General features: G+C 49.1%; 7 protein-coding genes and 1 pseudogene. 5 read left to right on the top strand and 3 right to left on the bottom strand.

Features of this window, described 5'->3' with window-relative positions; all coding sequences use genetic code 11:
• Window positions 1-249 precede the first annotated feature (249 nt).
• Entirely contained in the window at window positions 250-1,161 is a 912-nt protein-coding gene (locus ACS603_RS23185; RefSeq protein ID WP_474944994.1) for a LysR family transcriptional regulator, read from the bottom strand.
• A 153-nt stretch (window positions 1,162-1,314) separates the two neighbouring features.
• Here ACS603_RS23185 and ACS603_RS23180 point away from each other — a divergent pair, with 153 nt between their 5' ends.
• Window positions 1,315-2,511 (top strand): MFS transporter, encoded by a 1,197-nt coding sequence (locus tag ACS603_RS23180; RefSeq protein WP_281959144.1) that lies wholly within the window; start codon window positions 1,315-1,317, stop codon window positions 2,509-2,511.
• A gap of 62 nt (window positions 2,512-2,573) precedes the next feature.
• On the opposite strand, the gene ACS603_RS23175 is transcribed toward ACS603_RS23180, so the two are convergent.
• Window positions 2,574-3,497, bottom strand: coding sequence for a LysR family transcriptional regulator (locus ACS603_RS23175; RefSeq protein ID WP_177340279.1), 924 nt, complete (start codon window positions 3,495-3,497; stop codon window positions 2,574-2,576).
• Between the two features lie 170 nt (window positions 3,498-3,667).
• Here ACS603_RS23175 and ACS603_RS23170 point away from each other — a divergent pair, with 170 nt between their 5' ends.
• From ACS603_RS23170 to ACS603_RS23155, 4 genes and pseudogenes are all read left to right on the top strand, one after another.
• Window positions 3,668-4,711: an SDR family oxidoreductase gene (locus tag ACS603_RS23170; protein WP_474944993.1), complete on the top strand. Its 1,044-nt coding sequence runs from the start codon at window positions 3,668-3,670 to the stop codon at window positions 4,709-4,711.
• Between the two features lie 104 nt (window positions 4,712-4,815).
• A complete protein-coding gene (locus ACS603_RS23165; protein WP_474944992.1) occupies window positions 4,816-5,535 on the top strand; it encodes an SDR family oxidoreductase in 720 nt (239 codons plus the stop codon).
• Between the two features lie 330 nt (window positions 5,536-5,865).
• Complete coding sequence (locus ACS603_RS23160) at window positions 5,866-7,065, top strand: MFS transporter (protein ID WP_325923145.1); 1,200 nt, start codon at window positions 5,866-5,868, stop codon at window positions 7,063-7,065.
• Between the two features lie 33 nt (window positions 7,066-7,098).
• Window positions 7,099-7,191, top strand: a pseudogene (locus ACS603_RS23155) (carboxymuconolactone decarboxylase family protein); the annotation flags it as partial.
• 448 nt (window positions 7,192-7,639) lie between these two features.
• On the opposite strand, the gene ACS603_RS23150 reads toward ACS603_RS23155, so the two are convergent.
• The gene (locus ACS603_RS23150; RefSeq protein WP_315688661.1) at window positions 7,640-8,827 is read right to left on the bottom strand and encodes an OmpP1/FadL family transporter; all 1,188 of its coding nucleotides are present in this window, start codon (window positions 8,825-8,827) and stop codon (window positions 7,640-7,642) included.
• Window positions 8,828-8,964: the final 137 nt, after the last annotated feature.

Genomic DNA, 8,964 nt, shown 5'->3' with positions numbered 1-8,964 from the left:
ATCTTAGTGCGCATAATGTATATTATGTTAAATGACCTACTGTGGTAAATAAGTTCATAAGACACTCCCACTAACTGATAGATCAATACGTTATGATTTAGGATAGCCATCTCGTTTCTTGCACAACCTCCATAGGTCTATTACTTCATGAACTTCGATAGTTCCCATAATTCATAGGGTTAAGTCCCCATTAATCCTTCGTTTCTTGCATTTTGTTTAAGAACTATTTTCTTCATAAGTTCATAAACTCTACTCTTGCGTTAATCTGAAATTTTTCTGCGCAAATATTTGTTCAACCATGAAATCGATAAACACGCGTAATTTTGGAGACAAATACTTGCTTGATGGCCAGAATAATCTGAGTGTTCCATGATGCTCAGTATGTTCGTCCAGTACGGTAACAAGCTCTCCTTTGTCTATCGCCTCCTGAACCATAAAGTCCGGCAGACAAGCTATACCCAGCCCGGCCCTGGCAACATCCAGAAGAGCCGCTGAAGTATTGCAAATCATTGAAGTAGGCAGGACTAAATCTGCAATTTCTTCCGTTTGCTTAAATGGCCAGGGTTCAAACTTCCCCGAACTGGGGAATCTGTGCTGAAGGCACGCGTGATTGACAAGCTCACCCGGCTTATCAGGGGTACCTCTCAGGGCCAGATAACCCTGAGAGGCAACAAGATGCAGCCTGTACTGTCCCAGCGATCTGGACATCAGCCTCGAATCATGAGGCTCTCCGAAGCGCATAACAACGTCGAACCCTTCCTCAATTACGTTTACAACCCGGTCGGAGAAATGAACATCCATTTCAACTGCCGGATAACGATGCATGAAGTCAATCAGTGCTGGCATAACCAGCATACCAACCAGAGGCAGGCTGACACGCAGTTTGCCTCTGGGGGCCTGCTGCGTTTCTGACAGTTCAAGCTCTGCCGCCTCTATTTCACTGAGGATCCGACGACATCGCTCCAGAAAAAGGCCCCCTTCTGCCGTCAACGTAACGCTACGAGTGCTTCGATGAAAAAGACGAACGCCAAGACGCTCTTCCAGCCTGGATATGCTTTTCCCCACCGCTGATGGCGTGACGCCCAACAGTCGACCAGCCACAGAAAAGCTCCTTGCTTCTGCCGCCTGTACAAAAATATCTATGCCGCTCAGCTGTGCCATAACACACCTTATTTGTGAAATTAAATCTCAAATGTTATGAACAATAGCATTATTGTCTCAGGAATAGAATGCAGTAAAAATAATCACATTCAGTAATTACACGGCTGTAAGTGACCTTCCAGGGGCTTATGGCCACAAACCTGAGGCAATAATATGTCCTGTTCATCCATAACCCGTTCTGGAGCCACAAGCGCACGGCTCCCTCTCATACCTCTGCTGGCGCTTGCCCTGGGCGGGTTTGTTACAATACTCACCGAGGCTCTTCCTGCGGGTCTGCTGCCACAAATCAGTTCCGGGCTGAATATCTCTGAGGCAATGGCTGGCCAGCTCGTCACGATTTATGCCATAGGCTCTCTTCTGGCCGCGATCCCGTTAACCGTGATGACCCAGGGGATGCGTCGGCGACCGTTACTGATAACGGCGATCGCTGGATTCGTTGTTGCCAATACGGTCACCGCTTTTTCGGATAGCTATTTTCTTACGATGAGTGCCCGCTTTGTCGCAGGAATCGCGGCCGGGCTACTCTGGGCATTATTGCCCGGTTATGCTTCCCGGATGGTTCCTGAAAGCCTTCAGGGAAGAGCCATTGCCATTGCAATGGTTGGGACTCCTCTTGCGCTTTCGCTTGGCGTACCGGCGGGGACTTTCCTTGGCAACCTGGTCGGGTGGAGAATGTGTTTTGCCATTATGAGCGTAATGGCGTTGTTACTCGTGCTATGGATTTATATCCGTGTCCCGGACTTCCCGGGTCAGAAGAACAGTCAGCGCCTTCCGTTACATCGTGTTCTGGGCGTTGCGGGAGTGCGTCCGGTACTGCTCGCTGTGCTCACCTTCGTTCTGGCACATAATATCCTGTACACCTATATCGCCCCGTTTATCAATGCGTCAGGTATCGGGGGGCAGACCGACATTGCTTTGCTTCTCTTTGGGATCACTTCGTTATTGGGTATCTGGGTGACAGGCATGTTTATCGATGCGCACCTGAGAGGACTGACGCTGGGTAGTACCGTTCTGTTCGCCCTTTCAGCCGCCGCTCTGGGTGTGGCCAGTCACATACCGGCCGTAACCTATGCGTCGATTGCGGCATGGGGACTGGCCTTTGGCGGTGCAGCAACATTCTTCCAGACGGCAATGGCAAAAACGGCTGGTGATGTCGCTGACGTGGCCCAATCCATGGTTGTGACCGTCTGGAATACCGCCATTGCAGGAGGCGGACTGATTGGCGGATTACTGCTCAATCATATGGGCGTGGCTGCGTTTCCTCCGGCGCTTCTCATATTACTTGCTGCCACGTTTATTATTGTATTTATCGCCCGCAAGCACGGATTTCCGCCAATTAGCCGGAACTAAAACCCTTCACCTCTACTCTTCTGGACAAATCATCCCGGAGAGTAGAGCCTGCTGGCGCTCAGTTAATCAGGTTTCCTGTTTTCCACACCGGATCCTTTCGCATAAATATCTGGCTCGCGGATATTTTTAATTAAAAAGTCAATAAAGACCTTAACCCGGGGAGCCACATGTTGTCTGTGGGGATATATGGCGTGAAGAGGTGCAGCCTGAGACTGATACTGCGGAAGGATCTGACAGAGCCTTCCGCTTTCGATATCTTCCGCAACGTCCCAGATCGATTTCAGAGCAATACCATGCCCATCGAGCATTAGCTGACGGATAACCTCTCCGTCATTTGACGTGAACGGAGAGTTAATTCGTACGGAGAGGTCTCCCAGCGACCAGTCGACCGACGACTCGGTACCAGAGTGCAGACAGCGATGTCTTATAAGTTCATGAGGCGATGCCGGAACGCCATGAACCTGCACATACTCCGGGGAAGCACAAAGGATACGATAATTATTTGCCAGCGGTCTGGAGACATAGGACGAATCTTCAGTTGCGCCGTAACGTATCGCCACATCCATGCCTGAAGCCACGAGATCCAGCACCGTATCTGTCAGTTTTAAGTGGATCGACAGATCCGGATACATAGCGCCAAACTGGGCCAACAATGGGGTAATCCTTCGACGGCCTAATGATACCGGTGCGGTCACACGTAAAACACCCGCAACTTCTCTGCTGTTTTGCCTGAGCATGTGCTCCAGCGTTTCCAGATCGCCAAGGATCCGCACAGCCTGCTCGTAAAGCAATCCCCCTTCCTCCGTAAGCGACTGTCGCCTTGTGGTTCTCTGCAACAACCTTACCCCAAAGACGTTTTCAAGCTGACGCATTTTTCGGCTCGCCGCAGGCAAAGAAATGTTATGCGCGCGGGCTGCCCCTGAGATCGAACCTTCCTCAATCACATCAATAAAAAAGCGTAAAAGCGCGAAGTTCTCAAAAGCCATTTTAGTTACCAATTGGGTTAACAATCTATTGCATTATAGGTCAATTGTTATTCTTCAGGGTAACTATAAAATTAAGCATACCAATCTTAACCGGCGCTTTGCATTGGACGGTAATCCAAACAATTTTCAAAAATGAATGCGCTGTTTGTAACAAGTACTGAGGAAATCAGATGAGCAAAAAACACGTATTGATCGCGGGAAGTAGTGGCATTCTGGGGCGAGCAGCCGTTCAGACATTTGAAAACGCCGGATGGGATATCACTACCCTCAGCAGGAGTGACAACAGCGACACGCTGAACGATCACGTAGCAGCTGACCTGCTGGAACCGGAGTCGCTTAAGGCAGGAGCCCATTATTTCAAAACGGTTACGCATCTGGTGTATACAGCACTTAAGCCTAATTCAGATCCTGCTGCATCGGCAGACGAAAATGCGGCGATGCTGGAAAACCTTGTTGCAGCACTGCGCAGTGCCGATGCTCCGCTGGAGAGAATTATCTTCATTCAGGGAGGAAAGGTTTACGGTGCTCAGTTTGGCGTTTACAAGACTCCGGCGAGGGAGAGCGACAGCCGCCATTTTCCGCCAAATCTCTATTTCCGCCATGAGGACTTTGCAATCTCATTGCAGTCTGAGGGTATAAAATGGACAGCTTTACGCCCTGATATCATTATTGGTCACTCGCTGGGCTCGCCCATGAATCTCGGGAACCTCATTGGCGTATACGGGACACTTTGTCGGGAAACGGGTACGGCAATGAATTTCCCTGGACCGCAAGCTGCCTATCGCAATGCCCTGGTCAATATTACCAGCGCTGAAGTTATTGCAGAGGCCGCACTCTGGGCTGCTCAGCAGGGGGCCGACGGTGCCTATAACATCACTAACGGAGATATCTTCCGCTGGGCACATGTCTGGCCAAGACTGGCGGATTTTTTTGGTATCGAAGCCGGAGAGCCGCAACCGATCTCACTGGCACAGCGCGTGCCAGCCCTCAGTTCTGTATGGCGCTCTGTGGCGCAGAATAAAGCACTCATTGAACCTGACGTAAACCGTATCGCTCTCGGCAGCTTTGGTGATTTCATTTTTCATGTTCAGAACGATGCCATTTTCGATGTGACTAAAGCGCGTCAGGCGGGTTTCACCGGCATGACCCGCCGCTCTGATGATGTGCTCATAGAACATCTTGAAAATATGCGCAGGCTGCGGCTGATCCCCTGAAAACCAACATCGTGGCTTAGCTCTGAAGACCCGAACTTTAGCTAATCCGCAGTCGCTTCGGCGAAGGTCAGGCAACAAAATACGTAATGTTAACGAGGATAATCATGACAAATCATTTCACGGATAAAAAAATTCTGGTCGTTGGAGGCAGCTCCGGGATTGGCGAGGCAACAGCCCGGGCTTTCGCAGAAGCCGGAGCACATGTCACTATTGCATCACGGAATCTTTCTAAGCTTCAGTCGGCAGCTTCCCGTATCGGTCATCATACCGAAACGGCAATACTGGATACCGCTGACGACTCAGCTGTACAGCGTTTCTTCAGCGAATCCGGTGGCTTCGATCACGTTGTGGTAAGTGCGGCCCAGACCCCGACCGGGCCTGTGCGTGAGCTGCCCCTTGATGATGCACTTCAGGCCATGAACAGTAAGTTCTGGGGCGCTTACAGGGTAGCAAGACACGTGCAGATAAACGAAGGGGGTTCGTTGACCTTTGTCTCAGGCTTTCTGAGTGTCCGGCCTTCAACGCCGGTTTTACAGGGGGCAATCAATGCAGCCCTGGAAGCTCTGGGCCGGGGGCTCGCTTTGGAACTTGCCTCATCTAAAGTCAGGGTCAATACAGTCTCTCCGGGTCTCATCGCCACCCCTCTGTGGGATGGTGTGGAGGAATCTGCCCGGCAGTCTATGTATGAAAAAGCAGCGTCAACACTTCCCGCCAGGACGCTGGGTCTGCCTGAGCATGTAGCTGAAGCTATCCTCTATGTTGCCGGAAACCCTTATGCTACAGGTTCAACCGTTCTCATCGATGGCGGTGGCGCTATAGCCTGAGTTACCCTTTTCCTGTGGGAAAAATAATATTTCTTCGTTTTTATTTTGTTGTTGATTTAATATTTCAAGTCCATTCAACGTGTTCTTTTTATAATCAGCAGGCACGGATGCCCTTATTATGAATAAGCCATACCAAGTATGGCTTTTATTAATTATGCATTATCTCAGGAACGATCTTCGAATTCTGATATTGCCTGTTGACACAGGGAAGGTGCGCAGGTAACCTTTGCGGCAGACATTTCGGGCTCTCCGGATTGCGTAAGCGTTAACGTCAACCAACGCACCATTTGCGATAACACAAACGTATCGTATTTGCTGGGTTGACTTTATATGTCTGTCATTTCAGAAAAAAACACGCTTGCAAAAAACACGATTTATTCTTTAACCTTTCTGGGTGTGCTGTTAATTGCATCCAACTTAAGGGCACCCATTACTGCGCTCGGGCCAGTAATCCACGAAATTGCAGCCTCATTCAATCTCACCAGTTCTGCAACAGGCTTGCTCAATGCCCTGCCCTTACTGATTTTTGGACTTGCGTCACCTTTCGCCCCCCTGCTGACCCGAAAAGTCGGCCTTGAGAAGGCATTGCTGGCTGCTCTTGTTCTGATTACCCTGGGATGTATCGTCCGTTCTCTTATGGGCTTGTCCGGACTCTGGGTCGGGACATTTGTGATAGGCCTGGGTATAGCCATTGCTAACGTTCTTGTCGTTCCGCTCGTTAAAAGAGATTTCCCGTCACATACTGCACGCTGTGTCGGGCTCTATGCGGCAACGATGGCGCTTACAGCAGCATTTTCCAGCGGCGTTGCTGCCCCACTTTCCGCGCTCAGCAATGCCGGATGGCGACTGTCTACGGGTATCTGGGTTATCACCGCCCTTCTGGGCTTAGTTGTATGGCTCAGAGTTTGTGCCGGTGCGACTCAGGAGTCTGTCACTGTCGTTCAGGCACAGACTCCCGTTAAGCGGTCAGTGTGGCGTAGCTCTGTTGCATGGCAGGTTTCGATGTTTATGGCTCTGCACACCATGGTGTTCTATACGCTCATTGACTGGTATCCATCAATGGCAGTTGAGCATGGGGTCAGCGCGTCGACAGCAGGCTATCACCTGTTTCTGTATCAGGCCATTGCCGTCATTGCTAATTTGACAACTGCCGCGTTTATTTCACGCCTTAAGGATCAACGCCTCCTTGGCCTCATTTGTTCACTGTTCATTACAATCGGAGTGGCAGGGATCCTTTTCAAACCGGCTTTTTCTGCTGTGTGGCTGCTGTTCGCAGGCGTGGGGGCAGGAATGTCTATGGTGACCTGCCTCACGCTCTTTGGGCTGAGGACTCGTGAACACAGTCAGGCAGGTCAGCTATCCGGCAAAGCGCAATGTATCGGCTATTTGATTGGTGCTCTCGGCCCCTACCTTGCGGGCATTATTCGCGGCCACTCACTTAACTGGAACTCTGTGTTGCTCTGCATACTTGTCGTTACGCTGGTACAAGCCTATTTTGCATGGCACGCCGGTAAGGACAGATTCATTTGAATATAATCGGTAAAGTTTAGTCCTCCGGGTACCCAAGCCGCGTTTTACGCTGGCTGGCCAAACGCATTTACCGCTGCTCCGGTTGTCGGAGAGGTGCTAAACAATCGCTCATCGAGTAAAAGGTAATATTTCTGAACACTAAAACCTGACGCACATCACAAAAATAGAAAGAACAGTTCATGAACCAACAAGCGTAACATCGAGTGATTTATGGACAGCGTTTAACACAGTTATGAACCAAAACTGAGTTCATAACTGTGAGTTTGAATCGCCATTTGATTAATATCCATTTAAAACAGTTTGTTATACTTTTTTTGGTGCTGAAGTAAATTATGTATATTCCTCAAACCCAGAATAGTTAAATACAATATCACCAACCGTACTGTAACAATCCCTGAGCCATTCCCTTCCAACGAGATAAACCAGTATTCGAAAACATAGCGCATCCAAATACACTTGATGAGTTATCGAATGCACTTCGTAAAGCTGATGAGCAAGATGCTATGTCATTCAATATCCTGTCTCCGACGGGGAATTACAGACTTCACGCAGTTGCGGAGATATATAATACCATTCAGAACTGGTAGCTATAGTTTACACTGGCAAACCATAACCAGGGATTATCATAGCTTCCTTTAAATACCTCAGGCGACTGCACCTGAGAGGATTGCATATGCAGATACGACACGGCAAAACCGATATTACTTTGCGGTGTCACCTGATATTGCGCCCCTGTTGCAAATCGCCATTCATCACCAGTGGGTAAAGACAGCGCAATATCACTTTGTGACTTATAAATGGTGCTATCAAATGCCACGCCTGCATTTATGCGCCACTGTTCAGTCGGGCGATACTGCACACCAAGCGCTGAATGCCAGGAGTCCTTCAGACGATTTTTCCGATCAACATCCTGCCCGGCAACCGATATCTGCGGGCTACCGAACTGGCTCCAGTCCTGCCAGCCAAGGTCCCCCATCACTGACCATTGTTTATTAACGTCGTGTACCACGCTTAACATGATTTGTTGTGGGGCCCTGACTTGCGCAGATATTGGCAAGTCATATTCAACATTGGGCAAGTTGGGGAAACGAGCTTTACCATTGATATTAAAGTCATATTCCGTCTTACTGGTCCAGGCAATACCGGCTCGTGTTTGATCGGTAATCTCCATCAGTAAACCCAGACGATAACTCAACGCCCAGTCATGATCTTTCTCCGTTTCATCATCGCCATCGACATTACGGGTCAGCGAGAGGAAACCATAGTTAACATTGACAGCCCCCCCTACTGAAACACGGTCACTGAGTTTATAAGCTAGCGATGGACTCAATGTCATCGCAACCATGGTACTCTTTTTAATGAGTCGATCCCCTGCCCAGTTACCAAAGTCAATCCCCAGACCATAGTTACCATACAGCCCAATACCAGCATAAAAATCGTCATTAAGCTTCTGCGCGTAGAACGCGCTCGCGTTAGGGAAAAAATGCATGATATTGCCAGGACTTTTGCGTCCTGATTCATCATCCAGCTTATAGGAGACGTCACCGTCCATGGCCTGCAAACCACCCGTAAACATATGATCAGGAAGTCGCGTCATTCCCGCGGGGTTAGTGACAATGGTTGAGGGATCCTGAGCGCGTGCCGCCTGCCCGGCTCCGGCAAGGGCCGTATCTTCTGTGGCTATTTCATAAAAATAGAGTGCACTTGCATGGGTTGTTTGCGACAGGAATAGCCCTAAATAAATCAGTGTTATTTTCTTCATAGCCACCAGCTTTAGGTAATTATACGTAACGACTTTTCTTTTAATAAAAAGAATAGATTACGAATCCAAATTATCCACAACGATGCTGATTTAATTCATATAACCATTTCAATTCTGAATTATTCGTTTTTACCGTC

The organism is Enterobacter sp. Li2LvB3 (genome assembly GCF_056156645.1).
Note: the sequence above shows the minus strand (reverse complement) of the source record. Positions and strands in the feature narration are given on the sequence as shown.